General features: G+C 46.5%; 27 protein-coding genes. 20 read left to right on the top strand and 7 right to left on the bottom strand.

Annotated elements, in window-relative coordinates; all coding sequences use genetic code 11:
* The first annotated feature begins 21 nt into the window (after positions 1–21).
* Both SLH55_RS03610 and SLH55_RS03605 read left to right on the top strand, forming a co-directional pair.
* Positions 22–591, top strand: a complete 570-nt coding sequence (locus SLH55_RS03610; RefSeq protein ID WP_320322674.1) for a manganese catalase family protein — start codon at positions 22–24, stop codon at positions 589–591.
* Between the two features lie 119 nt (positions 592–710).
* Positions 711–1,436 carry a DUF421 domain-containing protein gene (locus SLH55_RS03605; RefSeq protein ID WP_320322673.1) on the top strand — a complete coding sequence of 242 codons (726 nt, stop codon included), beginning with the start codon at positions 711–713 and terminating at the stop codon, positions 1,434–1,436.
* 219 nt (positions 1,437–1,655) lie between these two features.
* Here SLH55_RS03605 and SLH55_RS03600 read toward each other — a convergent pair whose 3' ends face one another.
* Complete coding sequence (locus tag SLH55_RS03600; RefSeq protein WP_320322672.1) at positions 1,656–2,216, bottom strand: XRE family transcriptional regulator; 561 nt, start codon at positions 2,214–2,216, stop codon at positions 1,656–1,658.
* A 120-nt stretch (positions 2,217–2,336) separates the two neighbouring features.
* On the opposite strand from SLH55_RS03600, the gene SLH55_RS03595 reads away from it, so the two are divergent.
* Complete coding sequence (locus SLH55_RS03595) at positions 2,337–3,620, top strand: MFS transporter (RefSeq protein WP_219167356.1); 1,284 nt, start codon at positions 2,337–2,339, stop codon at positions 3,618–3,620.
* Between the two features lie 174 nt (positions 3,621–3,794).
* Here SLH55_RS03595 and SLH55_RS03590 read toward each other — a convergent pair whose 3' ends face one another.
* Positions 3,795–3,992, bottom strand: coding sequence for a hypothetical protein (locus SLH55_RS03590; RefSeq protein WP_219167355.1), 198 nt, complete (start codon positions 3,990–3,992; stop codon positions 3,795–3,797).
* A gap of 101 nt (positions 3,993–4,093) precedes the next feature.
* Positions 4,094–4,699, bottom strand: coding sequence for a lysozyme inhibitor LprI family protein (locus SLH55_RS03585; protein ID WP_219167354.1), 606 nt, complete (start codon positions 4,697–4,699; stop codon positions 4,094–4,096).
* A gap of 141 nt (positions 4,700–4,840) precedes the next feature.
* Here SLH55_RS03585 and SLH55_RS03580 point away from each other — a divergent pair, with 141 nt between their 5' ends.
* A complete protein-coding gene (locus SLH55_RS03580) occupies positions 4,841–5,752 on the top strand; it encodes a phosphotransferase family protein (RefSeq protein WP_320322671.1) in 912 nt (303 codons plus the stop codon).
* Entirely contained in the window at positions 5,749–6,207 is a 459-nt protein-coding gene (locus tag SLH55_RS03575) for a DIP1984 family protein (RefSeq protein WP_320322670.1), read from the top strand. The genes SLH55_RS03580 and SLH55_RS03575 overlap by 4 nt, the downstream gene beginning before the upstream one ends.
* Before the next feature lie 534 nt (positions 6,208–6,741).
* Here SLH55_RS03575 and SLH55_RS03570 read toward each other — a convergent pair.
* From SLH55_RS03570 to SLH55_RS03560, 3 genes are read right to left on the bottom strand one after another with little or no spacing between them, the layout of a single operon-like run.
* Positions 6,742–8,139, bottom strand: coding sequence for a sensor histidine kinase (locus SLH55_RS03570; RefSeq protein ID WP_320322669.1), 1,398 nt, complete (start codon positions 8,137–8,139; stop codon positions 6,742–6,744).
* Positions 8,129–8,833, bottom strand: a complete 705-nt coding sequence (locus tag SLH55_RS03565) for a response regulator transcription factor (RefSeq protein ID WP_320322668.1) — start codon at positions 8,831–8,833, stop codon at positions 8,129–8,131. Before SLH55_RS03565 ends, SLH55_RS03570 begins: the two co-directional genes overlap by 11 nt.
* 44 nt (positions 8,834–8,877) lie before the next feature.
* The gene (locus tag SLH55_RS03560) at positions 8,878–10,116 is read right to left on the bottom strand and encodes a hypothetical protein (protein ID WP_320322667.1); all 1,239 of its coding nucleotides are present in this window, start codon (positions 10,114–10,116) and stop codon (positions 8,878–8,880) included.
* Positions 10,117–10,290: 174 nt separating this feature from the next.
* On the opposite strand from SLH55_RS03560, the gene SLH55_RS03555 reads away from it, so the two are divergent.
* The 13 genes from SLH55_RS03555 to SLH55_RS03495 all read left to right on the top strand — a co-directional run bounded on the left by SLH55_RS03555 (position 10,291) and on the right by SLH55_RS03495 (position 23,023).
* Positions 10,291–11,250: a polysaccharide deacetylase family protein gene (locus SLH55_RS03555; protein WP_320322666.1), complete on the top strand. Its 960-nt coding sequence runs from the start codon at positions 10,291–10,293 to the stop codon at positions 11,248–11,250.
* A 20-nt stretch (positions 11,251–11,270) separates the two neighbouring features.
* Positions 11,271–12,161, top strand: a complete 891-nt coding sequence (locus tag SLH55_RS03550; protein ID WP_320322665.1) for an LCP family protein — start codon at positions 11,271–11,273, stop codon at positions 12,159–12,161.
* A 172-nt stretch (positions 12,162–12,333) separates the two neighbouring features.
* A complete protein-coding gene (locus tag SLH55_RS03545; protein WP_320322664.1) occupies positions 12,334–13,599 on the top strand; it encodes a S1C family serine protease in 1,266 nt (421 codons plus the stop codon).
* Positions 13,600–13,740: 141 nt separating this feature from the next.
* Positions 13,741–14,628: a peptidylprolyl isomerase gene (locus tag SLH55_RS03540; protein ID WP_320322663.1), complete on the top strand. Its 888-nt coding sequence runs from the start codon at positions 13,741–13,743 to the stop codon at positions 14,626–14,628.
* 85 nt (positions 14,629–14,713) lie between these two features.
* Entirely contained in the window at positions 14,714–15,577 is an 864-nt protein-coding gene (locus SLH55_RS03535) for a hypothetical protein (protein ID WP_320322662.1), read from the top strand.
* Between the two features lie 155 nt (positions 15,578–15,732).
* Positions 15,733–16,434, top strand: coding sequence for a response regulator transcription factor (locus tag SLH55_RS03530; RefSeq protein WP_219167845.1), 702 nt, complete (start codon positions 15,733–15,735; stop codon positions 16,432–16,434).
* Positions 16,424–17,827 carry a HAMP domain-containing sensor histidine kinase gene (locus SLH55_RS03525; protein ID WP_320322661.1) on the top strand — a complete coding sequence of 468 codons (1,404 nt, stop codon included), beginning with the start codon at positions 16,424–16,426 and terminating at the stop codon, positions 17,825–17,827. The genes SLH55_RS03530 and SLH55_RS03525 overlap by 11 nt, the downstream gene beginning before the upstream one ends.
* 157 nt (positions 17,828–17,984) lie before the next feature.
* Positions 17,985–19,106: an NAD(P)/FAD-dependent oxidoreductase gene (locus tag SLH55_RS03520; protein ID WP_320322660.1), complete on the top strand. Its 1,122-nt coding sequence runs from the start codon at positions 17,985–17,987 to the stop codon at positions 19,104–19,106.
* A 14-nt stretch (positions 19,107–19,120) separates the two neighbouring features.
* Complete coding sequence (locus SLH55_RS03515) at positions 19,121–19,996, top strand: sigma-70 family RNA polymerase sigma factor (protein WP_320322659.1); 876 nt, start codon at positions 19,121–19,123, stop codon at positions 19,994–19,996.
* 347 nt (positions 19,997–20,343) lie between these two features.
* Entirely contained in the window at positions 20,344–21,666 is a 1,323-nt protein-coding gene (locus SLH55_RS03510; protein ID WP_320322658.1) for a HAMP domain-containing sensor histidine kinase, read from the top strand.
* A gap of 152 nt (positions 21,667–21,818) precedes the next feature.
* A complete protein-coding gene (locus SLH55_RS03505) occupies positions 21,819–22,208 on the top strand; it encodes a VOC family protein (protein WP_320322657.1) in 390 nt (129 codons plus the stop codon).
* A gap of 167 nt (positions 22,209–22,375) precedes the next feature.
* Positions 22,376–22,588, top strand: a complete 213-nt coding sequence (locus SLH55_RS03500; protein ID WP_219167337.1) for a hypothetical protein — start codon at positions 22,376–22,378, stop codon at positions 22,586–22,588.
* A 270-nt stretch (positions 22,589–22,858) separates the two neighbouring features.
* Positions 22,859–23,023, top strand: a complete 165-nt coding sequence (locus tag SLH55_RS03495; RefSeq protein WP_219167336.1) for a hypothetical protein — start codon at positions 22,859–22,861, stop codon at positions 23,021–23,023.
* A gap of 14 nt (positions 23,024–23,037) precedes the next feature.
* Here SLH55_RS03495 and SLH55_RS03490 read toward each other — a convergent pair whose 3' ends face one another.
* On the bottom strand, positions 23,038–24,237 hold the full coding sequence (locus tag SLH55_RS03490) for a YhgE/Pip domain-containing protein (RefSeq protein ID WP_320322745.1): 1,200 nt from the start codon (positions 24,235–24,237) through the stop codon (positions 23,038–23,040).
* 248 nt (positions 24,238–24,485) lie between these two features.
* Between SLH55_RS03490 and SLH55_RS03485 the strand changes: the two genes are divergently transcribed.
* Positions 24,486–25,343 (top strand): ABC transporter permease subunit, encoded by an 858-nt coding sequence (locus SLH55_RS03485; RefSeq protein ID WP_219167335.1) that lies wholly within the window; start codon positions 24,486–24,488, stop codon positions 25,341–25,343.
* Complete coding sequence (locus tag SLH55_RS03480; RefSeq protein WP_320322656.1) at positions 25,340–26,362, top strand: ABC transporter permease; 1,023 nt, start codon at positions 25,340–25,342, stop codon at positions 26,360–26,362. The genes SLH55_RS03485 and SLH55_RS03480 overlap by 4 nt, the downstream gene beginning before the upstream one ends.
* Positions 26,363–26,390 lie beyond the last annotated feature (28 nt).

Below are 26,390 nucleotides of genomic sequence, written 5' to 3'. Positions count from 1 at the left end.
ACAAAGGAGCGAATAGATAATATGTGGGTTTATGAGAAGAAACTACAATATCCCGTTAGGGTCAGCACCTGTAATCCGAAACTGGCTAAATTTCTGATCGAACAATACGGCGGTGCCGATGGGGAGCTTGCAGCGGCTCTCAGATACCTTAACCAACGCTACACGATCCCTGATAAAGTCATTGGCCTTCTGACGGATATCGGTACGGAAGAGTTCGCACATTTAGAGATGATTGCGACGATGGTCTATAAACTGATCAAAGACGCGACACCGCAGCAAATGAAAGATGCGGGACTTGATCCTCATTACGTGAACCACGATAATGCCATCTTTTATCATAACGCTGCTGGTGTCCCCTTCACGGCCTCCTATATCCAGGCAAAGGGGGATCCGATTGCCGATCTGTATGAAGACATCGCCGCAGAAGAGAAAGCCAGAGCCACGTATCAATGGATCATCAATATGAGTGACGACCCTGATCTGAATGACGGTCTCCGCTTCCTGAGAGAAAGAGAAATCATCCACTCCCAACGCTTCCGGGAAGCAGTCGAAATCCTGAAAGACGAACGAGATAAAAAAATCATATTTTAAATACCGAAAAAACGAGGTTCGCCCCTTTTAGAGGGACGGACCTCGTTTTTTCATATATTTGATTTCTTGAGGAACACTATGCGGGAACAGATATGCCATCAACATAAGGGGGACCATCTATGAATATTTGGGAATATATCTACAGTCCGATCATCATCTTCATTGCTTCCTATATATTGCTCCGGTTTGCAGGGAAGAAGGCAGTCTCTGAGATGAATAGCTTTGATCTCTTGTTTATTGTCGTATTAGGGACGATTGTGAGTGAACCATTGGTGGATAAAGGGATTCCGTCAGCCCTAAGCTATGGACTGGTGTTTACATTGGTGTATATCCTGTTCTCGATCCTTACCCTTAATAATAAGCTGCGCTGGCTCCTGATTACTACTCCCACCGTTCTGGTACGCAATGGCGATATTGATGAGAAAGGCTTACGGAAAGCCAGGATCACAACCGATGAGCTTCTAGGTACCTTAAGAGAAAAAGGGTATGCCACGGTGAAGGATATTGAAATGGCCACGATGGAAAATATGGGGAAGGTTAGCGTCATCCCGAAATCGTATGCAAGACCTGTACAGCCGTCTGACTTGAACCTGTTCCCCGGGGCTGCGTTCATTCCGATCCCCCTCGTTATGAACGGTCAGATCCTCATGCACAATATGAAATACTTGAAATTGGATGAAGAGTGGCTGAAAAGAGAGCTGACCAGGCAGAACATAGCCTTTGATAAACTGGATGATATCACCCTTGCCAGTTATAATGCGAAAGGCCAGTTGGATATCGATACCGATAATGATGAGGGGCATAACCATAATCCGTATATGTATAAGCCGGGAAATACGAATTGAAAAGGGGGCAGAGGGACCGTTCTCGTGTTCCTTGTAAATGATTATTTAAAGGGTATCCTCATTCAATCATAAACAGAAAAAATGACAGTCATGCCGAAAATCAATGAGAGGCGATTGCGGAGATCGGCAGGATTCTTCGTCCTGCACTAAACATTTTTGTCCCAGTCCCCACGGTTCTCCCAAAAGAAGAAACAGAATGCCACACCCGGCATTCTGTTTTTAGTTTGATTCTGAATAGTAAATGATCATGCTCAAATTCGTCATTTCGCTGCCGGGATTTGAATATGTATGAGGGGTGTCTGCCTTGAATTTAATGGAGTCCCCCGTTTGCAGCACATACTCCTTTTCATTGACGTTCAAAGAAAAGGTTCCGCTGAACACCGTAATGCATTCAATGGCTCCAGAGTGATGCGGATTGGCATCCAGGGTGGCGGCAGGCTCTAATTCGACTGAGTACATTTCAAATGGTTTTTGATCCTCGAGGCTAAAGTAAGGAAATAACCGGTACAATCCATTATCCTCGATCAACGGCTCGATCTCTGATTTCCTGATGATTTCCGTTTGGGGGATTTCTCGCTCCATCAAGGATGTGAAGGGTATTTTCAACCCGTCGGCGATTTTCCAAATGGTCGAGATCGTCGGGTTGGATTCTTCTTTTTCAATTTGACGTAAGAGGCTTTTACTGACCCCGGTCAGGCTGGAGAGATCATCCAGGCTTAACTTTCTTTTGTCTCGTATGTTCTTTAGATTATGTGAAATGATTCCATGAATTTTTTTCAAAAACGGATACCTCCTATATACAATATAATAACCATATTGTACACTATAATAAAAATATTATATTGTTCATTTTGTTCAATATAGTAATTATATCATTTTTTAAAGGATGTGGGAGGAAGCATGGGGCGGAATCGCATTCATTACAGCTGGATCATCTTGATGGTCGTTTTTTTCTCGATCATTGTAGCCGGAATTGTCAGGTCCTCATCCGGTGTGTTTATCGAACCTTTTGAAAACGAATTTCACTGGGATCGGTCCGTCATTTCACTGGCCTTTGCCGTTGGGTTATTCCTATACGGGATCTCAGGTCCATTTATGGCGGCGCTCATCGAAGTGCTTGGACTAAAGAAAATCATGTTGATATCCATGGCCACCCTGCTCATGGGTACGTTGCTTACCTTTTTGATGCAGCATTCGTGGCAGCTCATCCTCATATGGGGAATCATTATCGGGTTGGGATCCGGTCTGTTTTTAACCGTGCTGAGCCCTTATGTCGCGAACACATGGTTTGAAAAAAGAAGGGGTCTTGCATTAGGGATCCTGACGGCCAGTACGGCAACGGGTCAGCTCATCCTGCTGCCGATCCTCGCCATGCTGATTGATCAATATTCGTGGAGATGGGCGATTGCCCTCATTATGATCCTCAGTGTCATCATGCTAGTCATCATTTTTTTATTCATGAAGAACTCGCCAAAGGAAGTGGGAAGTCTTCCTTATGGTCTTGAAAACGAAGAAGCAATCACTGTTGATGAACAGAAGCATAACCCCATTGCGATTGCTTTCAAAGGATTATTTGAAGCGGTAAAAGTGAAGGAATTCTGGTTGTTGGCAGGGAGCTTCTTTGTGTGCGGTCTTTCAACGAGCGGGCTCATCGGAACGCATTTTGTGTCCTACTGTATCAGTTACGGTGTTCCTTTAGTCACGGCTGCATCGCTTCTTTCATTTATGGGGATTTTTGATCTTGTCGGGACCACCCTTTCCGGATGGTTATCAGACCGGTTTGATAATCGCTGGTTATTATTCTGGTATTATGCTTTGAGGGGAGCGTCGCTTCTGTTACTTCCGATTGCCTTATCGCAAGGGTCTTATCCGTTACTGATCATTTTCGCTGTTTTCTACGGATTGGACTGGATCGCCACGGTTCCGCCGACCATAGGGATTTCCCGGCAAGTATTTGGAGTGAAGAAAAGTGGGGTCGTATACGGATGGATCTTTGCCTCCCACCAGGCAGGTGCCGCCGTGGCAGCCTTTGGTGGCGGAGTGATCTTCCAAGCCTTTGATTCATACACGTGGGCATTTTTCTTAGCGGGCCTTTTTTGTGTCGTAGCGAGTTTGTTTGTGATTGTGATCAAGAAGGAGAGGTCTGTTGAACATGGGGCCGGTTCTCGTACATCTGTTTCGTAGAGAAAATTCGACACAGACGTTGAATATATGGGAAAACGGATTCATTATTTCTGATACGGTTTAATCATTCATATAAGTGATTCATTCTTTTGAATCCGGATTAAAAAGGGGGGAACCCGGATCAATTCCCCGATGTCCGTTTGCTGATAAGCACCTTTTTATAAAATAAGCGAATTATCGCAGAATCCCAAGGTGCCTCTCAATCCTTTCGACTCTTTGAGTTAAAGAATAAATCTTTCGATCCAGCATGTCATATTGTTTCCTGAGAATATCTATCTCCGTTTCATACCCACCTGGATACTGACGTACATGGGGATAGTATCCAGGTGGATTGCCATACACTGTTTGAGCGTTGCTTCTGTAAACAAACATTCTAGTCAACTCCTATTCAACAGACTGCCGTGCAAGCAGTGTATGTGCGAGAGCCTATTCAGGTGAAAAAAAGAGGGAAGTCCTGAAACTCACCTCGTGCTTTAGTTTCTCATATATTCCTCCACCAACTCATAGCACCGATCCTTCGTGGATTCATACAAGGAGATATACCACGCCACATTTTCAAACGTGCCGCCTTCATATTTCAATCTTTCTTTCTCCGCTTTTTCTTCTTTCTCCTCAATCCATTGCAATTGTTCCGTTTTTAACTCTGCCATGACTTCAGGAGACAGCTCTTTCTTCAGCAGGACATAAATCTCATTCAAGGCATCATCATACTTCTCATAAGACACGCCATAATAGTTTTTCATGGCGTTGGTGACACCTTTATCGGAATCTTTTTTATCCGGCATCGCATCCAGTTCCTTTTGGATGTTATCCAGTTTTTCTATATACGTTTGCTTTCCTTCCACTTTGGTGACGGGATCATCCTGCTCCGGCGTACTACTTTCAACGGATGTCTCCTTTGATTGATCCTTCCCGTTAGCGTCCGATGCGGTTGTACTATCCCCAGATGAGTCTACGGAAACAGCATCCGATTCAGGCTGATTGGCGGCATCCTCATCTGAAGATTGACTACAGGCGGACATTCCCACCAATAACATTGCGGATAAGGTCATCACGACGAATAGGTTCCTTCTCTTCATTGTTACAGCTCCAATCTCTTGTTAAAAATGCATTACTTGGGTTATTTTAACATATCTCTATCTTCTGAAAATACATACTGGTAAAATTAGGAGTGCGAAACAACTTATCAGGATATGTCCAATGCTCACTGGAGGTGCAGGATGCTCAATATCAAAACCGAATACCATTTTAAAAAAATCGACCCCATCACTAAAGGCTGGTCCAGTGACAAGAAATATTATGTTGAAGCCGAAACGGGTGAAAGGCTGCTGCTCCGGACGGCGGATGCTTCCGAATATGAAAGTAAGAAGAGCGAGTTCGAGGCGATGAAGCGTCTGGCCGAGTCGGGGATCCCGATGTCAAAGCCCCTCGAGTTCGGTGTGTGTGAAGATGATCAAGTGTATACGCTATTTACGTGGTGTGAAGGGGACGACGCGGCTGAGGTACTGCCCATGCTTTCGGATACAGTGCAGTATGAACTCGGTCTGAAGGCGGGTCGTTATCTCCGGGAAATTCACTCCACGCAAGCACCACCCGATCATGAAAAGTGGGAAACGAAATTCAATCGCAAGGTCGACAAAAAGATCCAGCAATATCATGATTGTCCTGTGAAAATCGATGCTGGCGACCTCATTCTTGAATACATAGAGGCAAACCGGCATCTTCTCGTAGGACGTCCGCAAACCTTTCATCACGGTGATTATCACGTGGGGAATATGGTGATTTCAGAAACAGGCGAACTCTCCGTCATCGACTTCAATCGCCATGACTTCGGTGATCCGTGGGAGGAGTTCAACCGCATCCCCTTCAGCGCATCTGTGAGCCCTTATTTTGCCACGGGACAGCTGAACGGCTATTTCAGTGGACGCCCGCCGGAGGCTTTCTTTAGGCTCATGGCCTTTTACATCAGCAGCAACATGCTGTCGTCCATTCCGTGGGCGATGATGTTCGGGGAAGAGGAAGTGGCTACGATGAAGAAGCAAGCGAAGGAAGTGCTCGGTTGGTTTGACGGGATGAAGAATCCGGTGCCGACGTGGTATGTGGAGGATTTTTATAAAGGGGTGAAAAGATGAAATTAGCAGAGGCACTTATAATGCGATCTGATTTCCAAAAGAGGGTGGAGCATTTACGGAATCGGCTCATCCAAAATGTTGTTGTCCAAGAAGGGGACCTTCCAGGTGAAGAGCCAAAGGAATTAATGAAGGATCTAACGAAACACTTACATCAGTTAAAGGAGTTGATTATTCAAATCAACAAAACAAACCTGCTTACGGAGTATGACAAGGGACTGACTCTGGCAGATGCCCTCACAAAACGCGATCTGCTTGGCAGGGAGAGACAGATTTACAGTGATCTCCTGGAACATGCCAACGTCCGTCATGACCGGTACTCCCGAACGGAAATAAAGCATGTCAGCACCATCGACATCAGGGAAACCCAAAAGCTTGTGGACGAATTATCCAAGAACTATCGATTGATTGATATGAAGATACAGGAGCTAAATTGGAAAACTGACCTATTAGAATAAGAGAAAGCTGGTAGCGAAATGAATAAGGCGAATACCAAACCACGCAACAGGTGTATGTTGTAATCCTGGCAGGGGTTTCGGGGTGACCCTCGAGGTTCAAATCCTCGTTTAACAACTCATACCCAGTACTGTCACATCAGAACAAAGAACATTAACCGATGACGACCAGGTATTGATTATCATTTCGTGAGGGTGGATAGGGGATATTTCTTTTAAAGAAGCCGGGTGACAGGCACCTTGGCTCATTCAAACAACGAAAAAAACTAGCCAGGGGGTCTGTCCCCTGGCTTTCTGACTTCGATCGACGAGGAATCCGGCCGGAATTTGTTAAAATCAAGCCGTTTAGAATGGAAAACCAGCGGAAAGTAGGAAGAATCAAGCCGTTTTGACAAAAAATCCAGCCGAAATCACCAAAAATCCAGCCATTAACCAAATATTAACAATGACGACCTAACAAATATACAGTGATTCATGCAACTTCGGCCACTCCACAAAAAAAGACAGACCCAACCGGATCTGCCTCTCTCCACACCATCAACCCCGCCGGCTATTCAAAAGCGGCAACGTAAATCCAACTGTCGTTCCTTCATGCTTTTTACTTCTGATAAAAAGCTCACCATCATGATGTTCAATGATTTGCTTGCAAATCGCCAGCCCAAGTCCGACGCCTTCTGTATTCTCGTTGGCTTTATAGAACAGGGTGGAGACATGCCGTAAGTGTTCTTTTGCGATTCCTTCGCCCTCGTCTTTCACTTCAAATCTCAGATCATTTTCGCCCTTCTCGTATCCAACCGTAATGATGCTGTTTTTACCGGAATATTTGATGGCGTTCTCGATCAGGTTGAGGAGCACCTGTCGGATTCTGTTCTGATCAGCAACCAGTTCGAGAGGTTCATCCTCCATCAGCATGATTTCCTGTTCTTTTTGCTTGCGCTTTTTATCTAGCTGTAATATGACTTCCTTCACCAGACGGTCAAAATAAAAGGGTGACGGGTTGATTTCAAAAGTCCCGTTCTGATAACGGGAGAAGTCCAGCAGTTCTTCCACCATGTCGATCAGTCTGTCTGTTTCTTTCGTGATGATGGAAAGTCCCGTTTTGGTTTCTTCCACATTCTCAGGGTCACCCGTCTGCAATGTCTCGCTCCAGCCCTTGATGGAGGTGAGGGGGGTCCGGAGTTCATGGGAAACGGATGAGATGAATTCGTTTTTCATTTTTTCCGTCCTGAGTAGTTCTTTCCCCATATTGTTGAATGTCTGGCTCAAGGTGTGGAATTCATCCTTGTACTGCCCGTCCACCCTTGCTTCCAGGTCTCCTTCTGCCATACGGTTCGAAACGTTCGTCAATTCGATGACGGGCTCGGTGATGATCCGTGAGAAAAAGGTACTGACCACGAAGACAATCCCAAGGATCCCGATTCCGATCGCTGACAGTGTGATCAGGATCGTTTGAAAATTATTATCCAGCGCTTCGAGTGAGGTGACGAAGCGGAGGATGCCGATCGTTTTATCGCTGGATTCCAGTGGAACCGATACGGCAAGGATGCGTTCTCCTGTTGCGGGATTGGTGCCGAACCAGGTTCCTTTTCCTTTTGAGAAGGCATCCTTTACATCCGGATAATCCTGTTTTTCCCCCGGAATGAACCCGCTGGAGGACGATAGGACACGACCGCTTCCGCTCAAAATTTGTGTTTCTGCCTGATCGATGGAGAAGTTGCTTTGAAGATCCTGCAGGTTCTCCCTCAGGTTGTAGGAAGATAAATGACTATAGCGCTTCGCGAATGAAGCTGAGTTCTGTGCATGATTTTGCAGGATTTCAGCCGTGCCATTGTAATAATAATGATAGATGCCGGAAGCGACGATTCCTAGAAACAATAGGATCGTCATGGTGATCAGCGTCAGATTCTGTATGAGTATCCGCCGTCTAATTCCCATTATGTTTTCCTTCCCCGGATTCATCCCAGCGGTATCCGTAACCCCACACCGTCAACAAGTACCGGGGGGAGGAAGGGTCTTCTTCAATTTTCCGCCGGATCCGCCTGATGTTGACATCGACGATCTTCGGGTCCCCCATATAGTTGATCCCCCACACCTGGTCCAAGAGGTCGTGGCGGCTGATGGATTTTCCATTTGCTTTCAGGATGGTGCTGATCAATTCATATTCCACCGGGGACAAATCGACGTCCTTTCCCTTCAACTTCAGGAGGCGCCTGCTTTCATCTAAATAGATTGATGGAGCAGGCTTTTCCGGTTCAACAGGACGGATTCTCCTCAGCAGTGCTTCAATTCTGGCAATGAGTTCATTCGGACTGAAGGGCTTCGAAATATAATCGTCGGCCCCGTTCATCAAGCCATGGACTTTATCCATTTCCTGTACTTTCGCCGTCAACATGATGATGCCGATGGATGAGTTCCATTCCCGGATCTCTTTGCACGCTTCAAATCCATTCATCCCCGGCAGCATCACATCGAGAAGGACGATATCGACGGTCGTATCTTCCTTCTTCAGCTGTTCGAGGCCGGACTCTGCATTGTCCGCCTGGAGCACACTGTATCCATATCGTTTTAAATTGATTTCAATGAAGCCTCTGATAGACTCTTCATCTTCAATGATCATGATTCGCTTCAATTCCAACACCTGCATTTCATTTGAAAATAAACCGGTGATCCCTATTAAGAAGACAACAACTGAACATACTTCTTGAATTCGGACGCCGGTGATTTCGTCAAGTAAACGAACTGATTGCTTTCCATCAGGACATTCCAGCCTTCGAGGGACTCCATATCGTCTTTGTCCGCGACATACACATCGAAAAGGAGGGAACCATCGTCTTCTGAGAGGAATTTGACATATCTCCGTCCGTCGGATGCTTCGATGATGATATCAGGCCAGTCTTCCGGCAGCATCAGTTCATACTGATACGGATAATTCTGATAGGAACGAAGGGTGAATTGCGGTTGGCCGTCATCGGATAATTGATAGTATTCATGAATGAATGGCATGTCCACATACGGTTTATCCGGGTTCGCCTCGATCAGGAGGGGAAACTCCAGGATGCCGTCCCCATTTTTGTCTTCGCTGTTCGCGGAAGTTGCCCTGAATAATTGATCTTTGAATTCTTTTGGGACGAGTTCCACGAGTTTCTCATTTTTCACACCGACGATGAACGAAGTCGAGGAATGGGCCCCTACAGTGGAATCGAATATCGACCCTTTGACAGACGGGGTGACATATCCGGATGCCGAGTTATAGTAGGGATAGACATACGGATCGAGCTCCAGTTCATCCACCTTCTCCGATTTTCCTTTTGAAAATGCATAAAGGGAGACGGTATGTTCTTGATTCGGTATCAAGGAAGAAAGCAGCAGCTCGGCCTTGCCGTTTTCATCGTAATCATCCGCGAAGAATGCGCTGTATTGGGACTCAAACAGTTTGTCAGGCTTTTTCCCTTCCAGATCATAAATGACGAGGGCAGAGTCAGATGCTTCTGCCGCATAGGAAAAGCCGATCAGGAGCTCTTTCGTGCCGTCCCCGTTCAAATCGGATGCTTCGACCTTCATCAGTTCCCTTCCGATATCTTTGATTCCGGCCATCTTCGTATATTTTCCTTCTTTATTCTCAAGGATGATCCCTTCCATTTGAGAGGTTTCTTCAGGAAGACGATAGAAGACAATTAACTCTTCTTCTCCGTCTCCATTGAGATCCGTCTGTTTGATGGTGTCTGCCGTCTTATCTTCGTTTGGTGAGAGCCACTCCGCCTGAGGAGGGACGAAGCTTTGAATGGCCTGCTTCAATTCCTGTTGTTCGACAGGAAGCTCCGGAGGCTTCATCAAAGAAGAGTTGGACTGAAATAAGGAACAGCCGCTTGTGACAAACAGGATCCCTGTTAAGAGAAAGATCATTTTTTTCATCTATTTTTCACATCCTAGCACTTGCTTTCAATAGTATAGTGTAAATTCATTCGACAAAAGTAACAAGAAAGTAACAAATTTCGCAGCCCGATTGTAACCGCCTAGTAACCCTTTCCCAGCTGTTTTCTTTTACGATGAAAGTACAACAAAACAGCCGGAGGAAAGGTGAAAAGCATGCGAAGAAAGAAAAGACGATTAAAGAAAAGTGTGCGGGTGACATTCGCACTGATGTCAGCTCTCTTCATCCTAGTATCGACCATTTGGGTGATGGATATAGGTGAAGCGAAAAGTAATGAAGGTCAGGAACGTTTAGAAAAGGTCATGGCAAAAGAAACCGGAGAACAGCAGCCTGCCAATAAGCAAACCGATGAAGTGAAAGAGGAAACGGCAGAGGAAAGCGGAGAGGTTCCTGAAGTTGAACCAATCGATTCCGTTACGGTTGATGAACCGGTTCAACAAGGGGGATCGACGGGCGATCAGCCTGGAGAGGAGTCACTTCAGGATAAACAAGCTCAGGAAGCACAAATCGTTCAAGAGGAACAACAGTCGGTCTACCTCACATTTGATGATGGACCAAATGAAAACACAGAAGATATCCTGAATGTCCTCGAACGCTATGATGCCAAGGCGACATTCTTCATGCTTGAACCGAATATGAGGAGATTTGAAGATTCCGTAAAGGATATGGCGGCAGAAGGACATGCGGTCGGCATGCACGGTGTCACCCATGATGCGGCGAAATTCTATCAATCTAGTCAATCGGTTGTGGGTGAAATGAAAAAGGGACAAGAGACACTGGAATCCATCACCGGTATTCACAGCAATCTGATCAGGGTCCCTTATGGATCGGTGCCGAATATGACGCAAGCTTACAGGGAGGCCGTTGACCAGGCAGGCTTCCACATGTGGGACTGGAACATCGACAGCGAAGATTGGAGGATGTTAAGCGAAGAATATGTCCCGAATGTGATGAATCAGATCAACGCATTTCCTTATGAAAACTCACCGAAAATCATCCTTCTTCATGAGAAAGATGTGACACTTGAGAACTTAGAGGAGCTTCTCATCGACTTGACAGAAAAGGGATACAGCATGAAGGCAATCTCACAACAAATGGATCCCGTAACATTTTAACGAAAGAGGAGCTGTAAAGAATGAATAAGAAATGGAAAGTAGGCATCACCGTCCTGATTGGATTGACCGTCCTATCGGGAGGGCTAATGTTCTTTGTTTTTGCAAAGGTGGGGGCGTTCTTCGATGAGACGTATGAACCGATTCAAGTTCCTGATGTAAAGAAAGAAAACGAAAAGGTAACAGATGATACAATCCACATCCTGTTGATGGGGGTGGACGAACGCCCCGATGATAAAGGAAGGCCGGATGTCATGATGGTTATGGAAATCGATCCGAAATCTGACAGTACCAAGGTCGTCAGCCTGCCGAGGGATACCAAGGTATCCATACCGGGCCGCGATGAAAGCACTAAGCTGAATCATACGTACACATATGGCGGGACCAGCCTCACCGTTCAGACCGTTCAACAACTTCTGGACGTCAAGATCGACTACTACGCAAAAGTGAATATGAACGGGTTTGAAGAAGTGATAGAAGAAGTAGGCGAACTGACCATCGATAATGAGCTGGACTTTTCTTTCGATGGATATCACTTCGCCAAGGGAGAACTGACGCTGTCCCCTGATGAAGCCCTTGCCTATGTCAGAATGAGAAAGCAGGACCCCATGGGCGACGAAGGCCGGAACGAACGTCAGCGGAAAGTCATCAAGGCATCCGTCGATAAGCTCCTGAAGCAGAACGACTACGGCAAAATCCTCGAGCTGCTCGATACGATATCTCCCTATCTCCAATGGAATATACAAGAGAAAGACTTGAAGGAGTTATACAGCCACTATTCACACGCCATGAAACAGATCCAGTCGTCGGAACTGCCGGGTGAAGGAAAGCTTGCAGAAGATGGATTATGGTATTTCATTGCTGAGGATCCAGAGGAGATATTTGCGGATGCTGAATCCGAGATAAATAGTTGAATCCTACAAAAGAAGAACCTTGTACGTGATCAAAACGCACAAGGTTCTTTTTTTATGTTCGTAAATCTTCCCACCCTGTACACATATTGTTAATAGTTTCGTAATATTTACCTTCTAAGATGAATGTAACAGCAAAGATTGACAGATCAAAACCACTTTAGGAGGTAGTGAAATGCTAGAACATAACAACCAAAACGAAGAAATGCAGCATATAGAGTCAGAAGAAGTTGAGAAGAAAGAGGACATGCAGAGAAGCCCGAAACTGAAGAAGACAAGGAAAGGTCGTGGGTTCCTGAATACGGTCGGAGCCGGAATCATCGGTTCGGTCCTGACGCTGACCGTATTGCCTCAAACGGATTACTATCAGAACCTGGCCCAGAACAGTATCGAGCAATCAGCTCATGAAGGACAGACCGATACGGCAGCGGATTCAGGAATCACGCCAACGACCGTATCCACTGCGGGCAGTGGGGATGTAGCGAGTATTGTGGAGGATGCCTCAGAGTCCATCGTCGGTATCGTCAACTATCAGCAGCAGAATGGCATGGGAGGATCACAGGAAGCGGCAGCCGGGACAGGATCCGGCGTCCTTTTTAAAAAAGAGGGGGACAGCGCTTATATCATCACGAACAATCACGTGATTGAAGGTGCTTCCAAAATTGAAGTGTCCCTCTATGACGGAGAAAAGACAGAAGGGGAATTGATCGGAGCCGATCCCCTGACAGATCTCGCTGTCGTGAAGATTGACGGCAAATATGCAGACAACCTGTTGGAAGTCGGGGACTCCAGCGCCCTGCGCGCCGGTGAACAGGTCATCGCCATCGGGAACCCGCTTGGCCTGGACCTATCACGGACGGTGACACAGGGAATCGTCAGTGCCGTCGACCGCACGATCCCGGTACAGACGTCAGAAGGTGAATCTGAACTTAACGTCATCCAGACCGATGCTGCCATCAATCCTGGTAACAGCGGTGGTGCACTCCTGAACGCCAAAGGTGAACTGATCGGAATCAACAGCGCCAAGATCTCGAACTCCGGTGTAGAAGGACTCGGATTTGCGATCCCAAGTAAGGATTTCATGCCGATTGTCAGCGAAATCATTGAAACAGGAAAGGTCGAGCGTCCATACATCGGAATCGGAATGAAAAACCTGTCCGATATTCCACGCTCCTACTTACCGAATCTGCCGGAGTCAGTCGAATCCGGTGTGGTCGTTGCGAATATCGACCCGACCTCAGCAGCTGCTGACGCCGGGATCAAAGAAGGCGATGCGATTTCTGAAATGAATGGCAAGGCGGTTGAGAATGTGGCCGACTTGAGAAGACAGCTGTACGGCGACCTGAAAGTAGGGGATAAGATCGACCTGACGATTTACCGTGACGGGAAGAAGATGACGGTTAGTCTGACGCTTACGAGTAATGCGATGATGAATGGGTAAGGACTTGCTTGGTGACCGGGGCGGTGTACCAGGTACAAATGGATGGGGCTGTACCAGGTACAAACCGTCCGAAATGTACCTGGCACCAAACCAACACCCAATAAAATACAAAATACATGAATCAAAAAGGAGTACGAATTCGTGACAAAAAAGAAACAAACCATAACAATTTGGAGCGTCATTGGAGGCGTTGTCCTCGTAGGGGCACTCTTAGCTGTTTTCGGTTTTTCGAAGGATGACGTAGTAGCAAAGGTCGGAAGCGAGTCGATCACGAAGGATGATTTGTATTCGACGCTGGTGGATCAATACGGGGATGGGGCGTTGGATACGCTGATCGCCGAAAAGATCGTGAAGCTTGAGAGTGAGAAGAAAGATCTCACGGTGAAGGATAGTGAAATCGATAAGGAACTTGAGAACATCAAAGGCCAATATGACAGTGAAGATGCATTCAATGAGGCCCTCGCGTCAAGTGGATCGAATTTAGATAGCGTCAAAGAAAATATTAAGACGTACTTGTTGACGGAAAAGCTGCTGAAGGACAGGGTCTCGATTACAGATGATCAGATCAAGGAATATTTTGATGCGAATAAGGATTCGTTTGCACAACAAGAGCAGGTAGAGGCAAGTCATATTCTGGTGGATGATGAGAAGACCGCTGAGGAGGTGAAGAAGAAGCTGGATGATGGAGGGGATTTTGCCGAGCTTGCGAAAGAGTACTCCACGGATACATCGAATGCTGAGACGGGTGGAGAGCTTGGTTATTTTGGCAAGGGTGAAATGGTGCAGGAGTTTGATGATAAGGCGTTTGCTATGAAAAAAGGTGAAATCAGTGAGCCGGTGAAAACCGAGTTCGGTTACCACATCATCAAGGTGACGGGCAAGAAGGAAGCGAAAGAAGCGGTTCTTGACGATCATAAAGACGAAATCAAGGATACCCTCTTTGATCAGGCACTCCAAACGGAATATGGAACATGGCTTCAGGAAAAGAAAGAGGACTATAAAATCGAAAATCTGTTAAAAGATTCATAATCCGGTCATGGTTTGTTCATGATTTGGTCATAAATGGTGGAAATACTGTTAGTGCAGCTGCAACCTATTAAAGGAGGAAAAATAGATGAATAAGAAAAGAAAAATATCGTATGTGTTAACAGGTGTATTGGCGGTCGGGATTCTCGGTTCCCTTCCAGCCTTCGCTGCCGAGGAGGATTCTGCGGCAAAGACGAATGATCAGGCGGCTGTCGGCGTACATGAATTTGGCAGACATGGCGGTGGACACGGGAAGTTTCATATGGATGAAGAACAGCTGAAGGCAAAAGCGGAAGAGCTGGGCATCGATATAGCCGATAAGGACACACGTGAACTTGCCAAGGAAATCATGGATGCCGAGCTTGAAAAAAGAGCGAAGGCACTAGGGATCGATACTGAAGGAAAAGATCATCGTGCCGTCATGGAGGAGATTCGTCAGGCTGAACTGAACAAGAAAGCAAAGGAATTGGGGATTTCCACTGACGGAAAAGACCAGGAGGAGCTCGCTCAGGAAGTGAGGGAAACATTGCTGAAGCAAAAGGCGAAAGAACTTGGGGTGGCCACCGACGGCAAGGATATTGAAACACTTGCCGATGAAGTAAGGGAAGCAGCCCTCATGAAGCAGGCGAAGGATCTTGGAATCGAGACAGAAGGAAAAGATCAACATGATTTACGTCATGAAGTGATGGAAGCGTCCATCCTGAAAGCTGCGAAAGAACTGGGAGTCGAAACGGATGGCAAAACATCGAAGGAACTGATGGAAGAAATCATGACCGATCATGCCGATGAAGCGAAGAAACTGGATTTCTTCCCTTTCAATAAAGATAAGGAAGAAGGCTTCTTTTTCCGCATGGGAGGTAAAGGGCATCACGGTCCGGGACACGGGCAAGGATTTCACGATGCTGATCAAAGCGATGAAACATCAGCAGAATCTGAAAGCGTAGCCTTATAAGTCAGGGAATCCCCGCCATATGAGCGGGGATTTTTCCATTGTAGAACGAAGCGGGAAAAACGACTATACTTGAAGAAGAGAGGGAGCCGTGGGGTACCGTGGCGAATGAGCCAAGGTACCTGTCCCCATGGTTCGATCGGAAAGGAGCGATGGTGATGAATGTGCTGGTGGTAGAGGATAATCAAAGTGTCACAAGCATGCTTGAGATGTTTTTTACGAAAGAAGATATAAAGGGTGAGTTTGTCCATGATGGTGCTGATGGGTATCAGCGTTTTAAGGAAGGCGAGTGGGATCTTGTGATTCTGGACTGGATGCTTCCGGGGATGGACGGTGTGACGATTTGCCGGAAGATCAGGGAGGAAGGATCACAGGTTCCGGTCATCATGCTCACGGCGAAGGACAGTGAGTCCGATCAGGTTCTCGGCCTTGAGCTCGGTGCCGACGATTATGTGACTAAGCCCTTTTCTCCTCTTGCCCTGATGGCGAGGATCCGTGCCGTGACCCGTCGTTATCAAGGGGAGAAAAGCAGTTCAGGCACTACGGATGTCAGCACATCGGATTTCCGGATCAGCAAGGAAACCCGTGAAGTCTATTTGAACGGTGCCCCCCTGACGAATCTGACGCCGAAAGAATTTGAACTCCTTTATTTCCTTTCCCAGCATCCCCGTCAGGTGTTCTCGAGGGAGCAGCTCCTTGAAAGGGTATGGGGATATGATTTCTACGGGGACGAGCGGACGGTGGATGTCCATATCAAGAGGCTACGGAATAAGATCGGCAGCAAGGACAAGCCTTATTTGCATACGGTGTGGGGCGTAGGCTATAAATTCGACGAGACGGCGGTCGGGGATGAAGTTTAGGTATCTGTATCAGCTGCTCCTCAGTCATACGAGCGTCCTCATCATCGCCTTCATGATCCTTGGACTCCTGTTTTCCCACTATGTAGAGAATCTTGTGTACGAAAATAAGGTGACGGAGCTCCGGACGTATGGGGATAAAATTTTATCAGATTTAGAGCGTCCCAGCCCGAGAAGGCCCCTGTATCTGGAGGAGTACAGCAACCTCCTTCATGCCCGGAACATCGATGTGATCACGTTCAATCGACAGGGGGAAGTCTCCTTCTCGAGGGGCGGGGTGTACCCGCGGATCGAGCTCTCGAAGGAAGAGTGGGAGAAGATTGAAAGTGGTGAAACGGTACCTTTGAAAAAAGATTTCGGTCGCTTCAATCAGGCGGTCTCCCTTGTCATCATGCCCCGGATTGTCAATGATCAGCTGACGGGTGGGCTGATTCTCATATCCCCGATCAGCGGCACGAGGGAAATGCTGAGTGAAATCAATCAATATCTGTTATATATCGTCCTGTTGGCGCTGGCCATTTCGGTCCTCGTCAGCCTGTTCTTATCGAAGCTCCACGTGAAGCGGATTCAGCGAATCAGGGAGGCGACCTCAAAGGTGTCATCGGGGGATTACGATGTTCACGTCCCAAGCTCCAACTTCGATGAAATTGGGGATCTCGCTGAAGATTTCAATGAAATGGTCACGAAACTTCAGGCATCCAAAGAGGAAATCGATAATCTTGAAAGCAGGAGACGCCAGTTCATGGCGGATGTGTCCCATGAATTGAGAACGCCGCTCACGACAATCCGCGGTGTCATCGAAGGCATCCGGAACGACATGATCCCGGAAGAACAGAAGGAGAAAAGCTTCGGACTCGTCAGCGAAGAAACGAAGCGACTCATCCGACTCGTGAATGAGAATCTGGACTATGAAAAAATCCGCTCCAATCAAGTGGTTCTCAACAAAGTCACCCTGCCGATCCTTGATGTCTTCGAAGTCATAAAGGAACAGCTCGATTTTCAGGCCGAGGAAAAAGGGAATGACATCAGAATCCTTGCCCATGACGAAGCTAGGATTCATGCCGACTACGACCGATTGATCCAAATCCTCATTAACATTACGAAAAACAGCATCCAATTCACGTCAGGCGGAACGATCACGTTAAAGGGCTCTTCAGATGAGAAGGAAACTCTCATTGAAATCGAAGACACCGGCATCGGCATGGACCCGGATGAAATCAAGTCGATCTGGCGCCGCTTCTATAAAGCCGACCTGTCACGGACAAACAACCCTTACGGCGAATTCGGCATCGGACTTTCCATCGTGAAGCAGCTCGTGCTCATGCATGAAGGGACGATCGATGTGTTCAGCGAAAAGGGAAAAGGGACGAAGTTTGTCATTCGGTTGCCGATTTGAGGCCAGGGGGAGGCCAGGGGGACAGGTCCCTTGGCCTTTTTTTATTTAGGAGCCGGGGTACCTGTCCCCATGGTCTTTTTAATCTTATTTTTTTCGTTTGGTCACATTTCGTATCCCTGAATCGTTCTATTAGTAGATACGGAGGGATGGATGTAAGATGAAACATATTGTGATTGTAGGCGGAGGATATGCGGGTATTAATACGCTGGAGCATCTAAAGAAGCAACTTGGAAATAGACTGGGTCACGACATACGGATGACGCTCATTGATAAGCAGCCATACCATTTAAGGAAAGTCCTTTTGTTCAGACGCATTTCAGATAAGGACTTCAATTTGCATATACCCCTTACTTCTTATACAGGAGAAGGTATTTCGTTTGTGCAGGGAGAAGTGGAAGAAATCAGTGAGAGGGAACAGGCGATTGTCGTAACACGTGATGGATTGAAGAGGGAGAATATCCCGTATGATCAACTTGTCCTAGCAATGGGGAGTTCATCCCGTCATCAGGAGGATCAGGGCGGAATTCCCCTTGAATCAAGTAAGACTGCCGATTTAATCAGGTCCAGAATTGAAGAGGGGATCAAGGCCGGAAAATCGATTCACATAGCCGTTGTGGGAGCCGGTATTTCTGGGGTTGAAACAGCTGCGGAAATGGGATGCTGGCTTAAGGATTCTGGAGCAGTCAAGGTTACTTTGGTGAACGCAGATCGTCGATTGTTGAGCTCAGCTCCTAAGAAGGTATCGGCGCATATGGAAGAAGAACTCACAAAGGTGGGTGTGAATGTGATCCATGGAGTCAAGGTTTGTCAGTATGATGATCAGGCAAAAACGCTCTATTATTCAGATGGAACAACAGAAACGGTTGATGTGTGTATCTGGACGACTGGTTTGAAATCCAATGTATTATCCGCGAGCCGAGAAAAGGGCAGGATCGTGGTGGATGAGTCTTACCATGTGAAGGGGATGAAAAATGTTTACTCGATAGGGGACTGTGCACTCGTTACAGATGCGAAGACTGGCAGGATAGACCGCATGACGTGCAAAGAAGCTGTTCTTCAATCGGGAAAATTAAGCAGGATCATGGTGAAGGATATGACCGGAAGTGGGAAGAGACTCGTCCACAAGAGTATTCCGGTTGAATTTTACTGTGTGAGCCTCGGGCAAAACAGAGCGTTAGTGTGGATGAAAAAGGGGAAGTATAGCATGTTGATTCGAAACAGGCTGGCTCTCTTTATTCGAAAATCCACGTGGGATTCAGCCAGTCTGATAAAAAAATAGATAAGGAGATTATCATGAGTGAGATCGAAACCATCTATGAAGAGAACAAGCGTCTGCTAACTCATATCGCCTATCACATGCTCGGTGACATCAACGATGCGCGTGATGCAGTTCACGATGTATTTACCCGAAATCTAGGTCTGGACACATTTGACAGGGTGGAAAACATCCAGGCCTTCCTTTGCAAAAGCGTGACCAATCGATGCCTTGATGTCTTAAAATCAGGCACTCGAAAACGGGAAGTATGTGTAGGGACATGGCTTCCGGAACCTCTTTCTGTAAACGAGGATCCATTGGATGTATTGATCAGGAAGCATACGTTATCCTATTCGTTCATGTTCCTCCTGGAACGCCTTTCACCAGTGGAAAGGGTGGTGTACATCTTACGGTCGGCATTTGAATATCCCTATGAACAGATTGCGGAAATCCTTCATAAATCCAATCCGGCTGTAAGAAAGATCTTTAGCAGGTCTAGGCAGAAAGTACAGGAAGGATCAATGCGGGAAGAAGAAACAGAAGTGGAAAATGAACTGAGCGAAGCTTTTATCAAAGCATTGGAAACAGGTGAGACGTCGATCTTCCTGAAGTTGCTGACAGAAGATGTCACGTACTATGCAGAAGGCGGAGGGGAACTGCCCATCGCCCGCAAACCACTTCCTTATAAAGCATTTGTCCAATTATTTACCTATCTCTCTCAACAAGTCCAACATAGTAGCTACAAGGACCTTCAAATGGTAAGCGTAAGAATCAATACCGGTTATGGGGTGCTTTTAAAACGCAACGAAGAACCTCTTGCCATTGTGACTTTCAAAAGCGAAAACGGGATGATTGTGGATATCTATAACCAGACCAACCCTATGAAACTAAAAATGACGGGAGCAGCCCTTTGAGCATGTGGGGGTGAAAAGCCAAGGGGACAGGTCCCTTGGCCTTTGTTGTATAAAAGCGGAGATACCTGTCCCCTTGGTTCCCTACAATTCTACAAAACTTTCCCAAGTTCCCCGTCTTGACAAGTCCCCTCCGTTCAAAATAAAAGAGCAATTTCGTTATTGAATCACGACTCACTAGGTATTTTTCAGTGTTTTCCTCTCATCTCTCCATCGAAACCGGCCGATTTATGAAAAAAGATGGGACTATCTAATGGTGATTCACATTCAACCAAATTCAGTTATAATAAGGAATGAGGAATTATTTTTTTAATTTTAAAAAAATAATCGAAAGTGGGGATGCTATTCCGATGGATCATTTAGATTTATTGACCGGTCTGCTGATTAATCTCCTTGTCATTCTGATTGTGATATTGCTGTTAAACTTTCACTATCTATCAAGAAATAAAGTACATAAGCTCCAGATGTCATCTTTTTCGATCTACCTGATCAGTTCGTTTCTCATGCTCGTCAGTATGGGGTTGTCAGTTCAGTTGGAAGATGGGTTCTTATATGACCTGCGCTGTATTCCCTTTTTACTTGGAGGGATCTACGGCGGCAGGAAGGTCATGCCGTGGCTTGCCGTTACGATGGTTGCGATCCGGCTGCCGATGATGGGGACGGGAGTGATCATTACTATGATCATTGCGATCCTATTCACTGCCATCATTTTGTATGTGCGCCCTAGATTGGAAAACAAGGCATTGAAGGCGAGGGTCTATACGTATTCGGCTCTGTCTTTCGGATACTCGGTTCTTTCCTTTTGGCTGCCGTCTGTCATCTTTGATTTCGGCGAGCTAAGTTCATTCCCAATCTACTCAGCGGTCCTGACCGGGTCTACGTTCTTTGTGTTCTACTTATGTGAAATCATCCGGACGATCTATATTCTTCAATTGAAATCGATAAAATATGAGAAGATGCAGGTGGTCAGTCACCTCGCTGCAAGCATGAGTCATGAAGTCCGGAATCCATTGACGACCGTGAGGGGATTCCTTCAGCTGATCAATGAAGATCCATCTAATATTACCAACAATAAAGAACTTTCAGAGGTCGCCGTCAGTGAAATCGACCGCGCGACGGAAGTCATCAATCAATACTTGAACTTTGCAAGGCCACACCCCGAGCTTGAAGAGGAAGTGGCGATTCGGGATGAAATCAACCGATCGAAGGAAATCATCATGCCCCTTTCGATCAAAAAAGGAATCACCCTGAAAGCGAATATTCTTCATCACCACTCTATCAAGGGTGATCCGAACAAACTTCAGCAGGTCCTCATCAACGTCATGAAGAACGGCCTGGAAGCGATGGAAAACGGAGGTACTCTCCGCATTTTCAGCTATCTTGAAAACGGAAAGATATTCATCGTCATCAATGACACGGGAATCGGCATGACCAAGGAACAGCTCATGCGCCTCGGCGAACCGTACTTCTCCATGAAAGGCAAGAACGGTACCGGCCTCGGCATGATGACCGTCTACCAGCTCGTCGAAGGCATGAAAGGCACCATCAAAGTCCTGAGCAAACCGGGCAAAGGCACCTCCGTCATCCTATCCTTCCCGCCCTACAACAAAAAGGAAGAAGAGACAGCATCCACCCCTGCAAGAACAACAGAGGTCCGTCCCTCACTGCGTTAAGCGGGAGGGACGGACCTTGATTTATACCTTCTTTCGAGCAAGAAACCCACTGATCTGGAGGTTTTGCCTGTTTTTTTAGAGGTCCGTCCCTCGCTGAACGGGTTTCTGTTCTGTAGAATGGAGTTAAGACTAAATGAAAGAAGTGAGTGCAGTTGATCAAGTACAAAAGTCTCCACCACGTCAGCTTGAACGTGACGGATCTTGAGAAAGCGAAAGATTTCTACGGAAAGACACTTTGCCTGAAGGAAATCGAAAGACCGGATTTTGGTTTCCCGGGCGCATGGTATGAGATAGAAGGACAGCAGCTTCACCTGATTGTGGACCCGTCTTCTCAGACTCTCCGCTCGAATAAGCAGTTATCCAGTCGAGAAGGTCATTTTGCTTTAAGAGTGGAAAGCTATCATGAGACTCTCACATGGTTGAAGGAAAACAATGTGGAAGTATTAGAGAAGCCTCAATCGAAAAGCGGATTCGCCCAGATTTTCTGTGCCGACCCAGACGGGAATCTGATTGAGTTGAATGTGGATCAGAAAGATTTATAATGAACGAGGGAACCAGCAGGGATGTCTGCTGGTTTGTTTTTATTTTAGGTGGTTTTTATATGAACCTTTGAAGAGCACCCGTCTTTATGGGTAATGCCCTTTATTTGAAACTTTTTACAACTCCAATCGTATACATAAGTAACAACAATCAGAAAGGGATGGATCCTATGGATGGAATCTTACTTATCATCATATTAGGAGCTATCGGTTGTGCCATCGTGGGTACGATCTTTCTAGCCAATAAAGCACTGACTCAACACATGCACAACCGTAAAGGAATCGACCTACAGTCGGAGGTTGTATCCTGTCCAAAATGCGGGGCGAAGAATAAGCGCCAGATGAATGGTCAGCACTGCAGGGAGTGTTATGAAGCATTTTAGTGGTGTGATAAATATAGGTGGCCAGATGTACAGGTAAGAAAGGATGATCAACCATTTTAGAAACTGTCGTTGGAATTGTGATTGTCCTGTTAATACTAGGATTATCTTTTTTTATCGCTTATTGGGGCTTTTTTTCATTATTGAAGGAGTCAAAAAGGTCAAGACGAAACGAGAACGCAGAATTGAGAAGAGAAGTGAAAGATTTAAAACAGCGGGTGGAGTTTCTGGAAAAAGAACGAAACGCTCATTAGAAGAAAGGAGAGACCACTCATGGTTTTCCTATTCATTTTAGTCCCCGTCATTCTCGTCGCAGGCATCGCCATCTATCTTGAGAAAAAATCAGGCATGACGCCTCCAGACTTAACGCAACATGCCACGAAGATCGGGGAAGCGTATAAGCATAGCGATGTGAACAAAAACTCTGTTGATCCTTAAAAAATGGTCAGAGGCTACACGCCCTGACCATTTTCCATTTGTGTTGTTTTCTTGCCGGACGTTTGAGGCTTGAACGCAGTAGCCAAAATGACGAGCATTCCACCAATCCCGATCCAAACAAGCGACGACACAGCCGAATTCCACGATAATCCCTCTCCGAAGTAGAAGAGTTCCCGTAATCCCTGCACCATGAATTTCATCGGCAGCCAGGAGTAAAACCAGTCCCGGTAAAACGAAGACATCATCTCAGGAGCCATGGCGAGTAGCGGTGCCCCGAAGAATAGCATGAGCACAAAGAGCGGCATGCCCCTGATTCCGATCAGTGACAGGATCGCTGAAATCATCAGATAAAAGCTGAACGATGTCAGACTGAGGAACAAGGCGGTATCGCTCAAATCCGGGATATTGAAACCAATCAGTCCATCTGCAAGAAAGGTCAGGCCGAATCCGACGATCAGGGCGACCACCGCACCGATCAGAATTTGAATGAACTTCGAGGCCAGCTTTTCTTTTCGTCCGGCGACCGGTAATTTGCTGACAGCGAGATAGATGATCGCGGCACTTGCCATACTCGCCATCCAAAGTGGCTGGAACAGGGAAACAGGGGCGTTTCCGTTTGCGCTGTTCGACCCGATTTCATTCACGTTCGTCACCGTTTTCGTGATAGGGGTGACCATACTGGTAACTTGCTTCGGTGTCAAAGTGGCACCCTGCTTCTCGAATCCGTCAAGAATCTGTTGGCGGACCACATTGTTCATATTGTCCACGACGCCATTCAAGATCTGACCCGCAGCGGTCGAAGCCATGGTGTTCATCCCTTGATTAATAAAAATTTGTACCTCAGCAGAAGTGGGATCCGGTTTGCGCAAAGAAGCCTGCTTCGCACTGAAATCCTTCGGGATGACAAGTGCTGCATAGTATTCCTGATTGTCCAATCCCTCCTGGACGGCTTCTGTATTGTTCACGTTCACCCATTTCACTGCAGGGTCTTCATCCGATTTCGTGCTGGACATGGTGTGAATCTTTTCAACAAGGGTTTCCCCCATATTCATCTTCGGTTGATCCGGCACTTGCACACCCTCATCTTCGTTTACGATAGCAATCGGCAGATTTTTCGGCTGCGGCTGAACCGAGGGGAACAGCGTCAGGGAAAAAATAAAGATGATGGCGAGTGCAATGAGTGGGGATGCGAGTACCAGTTTGTTTTTAAAAATGTTCAAGCTGAAGGACCTCCTTTTGTAAAAGTGAGTAATCACTCACAAATAATATTACTCGCTTTTTATGGAAAGTCAATAAAAAAAGTGAGTGATCACTTTTTTATTGATACCGGAAATTCGACACGGCGGAATGAATATCTGATATCCCGCATGAACTCTGAATCCCACCAAGCACCCAGATTAAATTGACAGAATTTTCAACTCTAGTATACTGGTAATTATTAGAAAGATAAAAGGGGTACATAATGAAAAAATCCGGTCTGGAAGCTGTTCTTATCATAGTAGGAATCATATTCGTGAGTGCGACATCCGGCCTCTTCAAACATCAGGCGTTTTCACTACTGACCTATGGAGAGGAGTTCATCACGCTATGCAGGGAATTGGTCGAACCTCATAAGCTTGTCTACATAAATCCTGTCTCGGATGTCGAACGCCCGTTATTTCCAATCATTCTTAAAGCCTTCCTGAGCAGTGCAAGAATCTTTTTCCTGGCATTGGGATTGGCGCTAACGAGTTCCATCTTTCTGATGATCCTCTATTTTTCAGTAGGGAAAAAGATTCGGAAAGGAATAGAGGGAGTCTCGTTTTATCTCGCGTCCCTGCCTGATATTTTTGTCATAGGGATCCTGCAGATGCTCGTCATCTGGTTCTTCAAGCAAACCGGCATTCTCGTGATTGACATCGCATCCCTCGGGGAAAATCAGGTCATCCTGTTTCCGGCGATCACGCTCTCGATACTACCGACGTTCTTTTTCCTCGGGTCGATGGTATCTTTTTTGCAGGAGGAAGAGGGACTTCCGTATGTGGAGCTTGCGAAGGGGAAGGGTCTCGGGAAATTCCGGATCATGTTCATTCACATGATGAGGAATGTACTGGTCAGTTTGACGTACCACGGCAAGCAGATCGTCTGGATGATGCTGTCGAATCTATTGATTCTGGAATATCTCTTCAATGTATTCGGCGTCACGTCATTCTTGTTTTCCTATAACACTCCGGCTATCTTTGCCATCACCTCGATCATGCTGTTTATACCGTTGTATTTCTTATTAAAAATCATGCAGTTTGTGATTTCGAGAAAAATAGGCAGGGAGATGAGTCTATGAAAATGTGGAGTCGACATCATTTCACGATTGCCATCTGTTTACTGTTCATTGTCGTGCTGGTCGGGTGGAGTTTGATTTTCAATGTAGCAGATGGGGAAATCCCCAATACGTTCGTTCAGTATGATGACGAGGGCAGGATCATCGGCGACGCGCCGTTTCCGCCTTCAACGAATTTTCCGTTCGGGACGGACCGTGAAGGGGACGACCTGTTTTACAAAGTATTGGAGGGAGCGCAGTACACGATTGGTGCAGCCATCATCATTTCCCTCCTCAGCTTCGCGCTTTCCTTTGTCATCGGGGTAGCGGGAGGATTTACAAAATCGCGGGGGAAAAAGTGGACGCAGTCGGTCTTCACGTCCTTCTACTTCATCCCGCAATCGATCATCGCCTTTAATATCCTATATCCTTTGCTGTGGGAACCTCCACAGGGGTTTGAAACGAGTTTCATCGAGAGGGTCGTTTGGCAGTCGATCACCCTGGCTGTCATCACGGCGCCAACTACGGCGATTCTATTATCCAATGAAACCCGCGAAATACTCGATAAAGAGTTCGTAACGTGCGCACGGGTACTGGGCGGAAGCCGCTTCTTCCTGTTCCGGAAACATGTCCTGCCACACCTGAAGCTCCGCCTGTTCATCATATTTCCTAAGATCACGATCCAGGTGCTCCTCATCATCGCCCATCTCGGGTTCTTCGACTTGTTCTTCGGAGGAACAGATGTATGCTACGGGCCGGCATGTGATCCGCCAAAACCTTTCGTCCAAGAGTGGGCAAGCATCATGTCCATGAGCTTTGTGGAATTGACCAATGCCTGGTGGATTTTCATCATCCCGATGACCTTCTTTGCCTTGACGATCCTTGCGCTGACAGGAATCGCGAGGGGGCTTGAAGGGTTGTTGGAGGAGGAAGAGGTGAAGGTTCTTTCTGTGAAAAGAGAAATGAATGACCGAAAGGAAATAGGTTCATTGAAGGAGACTGATTTTCGGTTGGTTCATCAGGAGATTGATAGAGGAATTTGATTTATGGGGCCCTGATGGTGAAAGGAGA

The sequence above is a fragment of the Rossellomorea sp. YZS02 genome, assembly GCF_033963925.1.
Taxonomy (GTDB): Bacteria; Bacillota; Bacilli; order Bacillales; family Bacillaceae_B; genus Rossellomorea.
The sequence above is the reverse complement of the archived record's forward strand: the minus strand, read 5'-3'. Positions and strand labels throughout refer to the sequence as shown.